Here is a 2,186-nt window from a genome sequence, read left to right on the forward strand (position 1 = left end):
CGGCAATGCACGCTGCGCGTATTTCAGTGCGCCATATTGCCGTACGTGAAAGCGAAGTGCAGGACTGGGAAGATCACATCATCAATAAGCCGCGCTGGTACGGTAAGTAGGCTGATTTGAAAGGATTAATTGGCTGGTCGGGCACTGTTGGGGCATAACCCGTAAAGTTAGCCTTTAAAAGACCACGCTGCCCGACACTGTCAGTGCTGCCTGACGGGAAGCAAAGGGGTTTGCTTTCATCAGGCGGGCCGAGTGCCGGGCAGTTACAGAGGCTATAAAGGACGGCTGAAACTCATCCAAAATATATCCCTTCCGGGAATGGTAAACTCCGCTTACTTTCTCATGTTCTTTGCTTAAAGCGGCCATGTAGTGAAAAAATTGGCAGTAACCGTTCATATTACCCTCCGCTGGCTCGCATTTTGCCCTTCAAAACCAACCCGGCTATTCTTAAAACAGCTACTTTTTTCCCTCTGCTCCCTACAGCACCTGGCATTAATCATGGGGCCGTGTGGGTATTCATCCTGTGAGCAAACTGACAACAAACGTGGCTTAGAGCGAATCTACCGGAACTGCAATGTATCTTCCTCAGTCCCGATCAAGGGAAAGCCATTGGCATATCAGCGTACCTCTGATGCCCGGCATGGGGATTTTTACAAAAGGAACTGGCACCGTGTTAGCCGGTGTAACGCTATCCTACTGCTAACGATTGCTCTGGTATTGGCGGCCTGCATTATCCTGAGCGGTTTTGGAGTGACCGGCACGATAACCAACATGCCACTACTGGTCGTTCACACATGCGCCTGACGATAAATCGTGCGGCATGATGACACGCTGCAAATTAACGTAATACAGGAGATGACCTAAACGCCGTTACTTTGACTGTTTGTCTTCTGCAGGGATTAGCACTAAAGCGCGTTGCAAGCTCTTCCATTCTTCGTCGCTGTAACGCATGACCTTTTCGATATGAACAAAATGTCCTTTGTTACGATTGGCTATATATCCGTCAATGACCGGCGTGAGCGTGCACTTCAGCGGAATCTCATGGTTAGATTTAACCCAGATAATAAATTTTAATTTTTTGTCAGCGATAACCTGTAGGATTTGTTGATCAGTTGATGGTTTGAATACTCTGCCGTTAACGAGCCATTCCATCGCACTCACCCTAATTAATAAGTCATGCTTATACATTAGCACGAAAAGACAAATGAGCCATAACGCTTTAAGAGACCGGGTCTGTTTGATCTCTTTTTGCGATCTTGCGCAGGATTAGGGAGAGCAGCACACAAATTTTTATCTTTGAGAAAGGCGAGGCAGGGAAACACTTTCATACCACGCTGCCAGCGTCTGGTATGGCATCCTTTTCACGCAGCTGAGTTAATACTGGTGGCCCCGATAAAACCAAGTTTCTGAAAGCGAGCGGCGGAGGGTCAGGGCTGCAGACGGTATTCATTACGCCGACCGCACGGTTTTAAGAAGAACGCTGCACGCAACTCTAAACCAGGACGATGCAAAGCTTCTGGAGAATCTACAGATGGGTGAACATCGCAACATTTTCTTCTGCGCAAGCCTCGTTCAGCACATCCCAAACTTTATAGATTTGTGCCGCCTATCAAGCAATTTGATCGGTAAGGTGCTTAACCTGATGAAGGAGCACGTTTTCTATGCTGACTAGCTTTTTTAGCGTAGTGATGCCGCATGGCTCCGTTAGCGGATGATGGCCTGCTGCCTGAGGATCACGCCTGACAGAGAAGCGCTGAAAAGTTCCTTTGCGGTTAAGAGGGGCGCCGGGCGCGCAGTTGTGCTGCCTTTAATGAAGACGGGCCATGACCGGTTACCCTTTAAAGTCTGGGAGACAAAAAAGCCCGCCTGAAGCGGGCTAATCTGTTGCTGGTGTGAAAAAGTAAAACAAAGTTATTAACAGAACAAATATTCTCGTAACCACATCACTTGTATGTAGCCATAAGAATATAGACCATGAAGGATTGGGCGGTGGTAAAAACAGGGCGCTACATTAAAAACGTATTAAATATCTAATGATTTGATTTAAGGTGATAATTTTCGTCGACTAAGCGGAAATTGCAGCGGGCGAGCAGGGGTATTTGCGGCGGGTTTTGGTACTTTGTGACAGGGGGCCGGGCCGCAATTCAAAAAAGCCCCCGGGGAGGTGATCTTTTTTAAAATCCGAT

The 2,186-nt window shown here is 47.7% G+C and carries 2 protein-coding genes; both read right to left on the minus strand.

Translation table 11 applies throughout. The features are described 5' to 3' along the window. Positions 1 to 174: 174 nt before the first annotated feature. On the minus strand, positions 175 to 396 hold the full coding sequence (locus RTK32_RS21175; protein WP_312047380.1) for a hypothetical protein: 222 nt from the start codon (positions 394 to 396) through the stop codon (positions 175 to 177). Between the two features lie 474 nt (positions 397 to 870). After that, positions 871 to 1,152, minus strand: a complete 282-nt coding sequence (locus RTK32_RS21180; RefSeq protein WP_312047381.1) for a hypothetical protein — start codon at positions 1,150 to 1,152, stop codon at positions 871 to 873. Positions 1,153 to 2,186: the final 1,034 nt, after the last annotated feature.

The organism is Erwinia sp. (assembly GCF_031978025.1).
Lineage (GTDB): Bacteria > Pseudomonadota > Gammaproteobacteria > Enterobacterales > Enterobacteriaceae > Erwinia.

Bases quoted from the DNA above. Each gene is read 5' to 3' on its own strand.
- RTK32_RS21175 (WP_312047380.1), bottom strand. From the start codon at position 396: ATGAACGGTTACTGCCAATTTTTTCACTACATGGCCGCTTTAAGCAAA.
- RTK32_RS21180 (WP_312047381.1), bottom strand. From the start codon at position 1,152: ATGGAATGGCTCGTTAACGGCAGAGTATTCAAACCATCAACTGATCAA.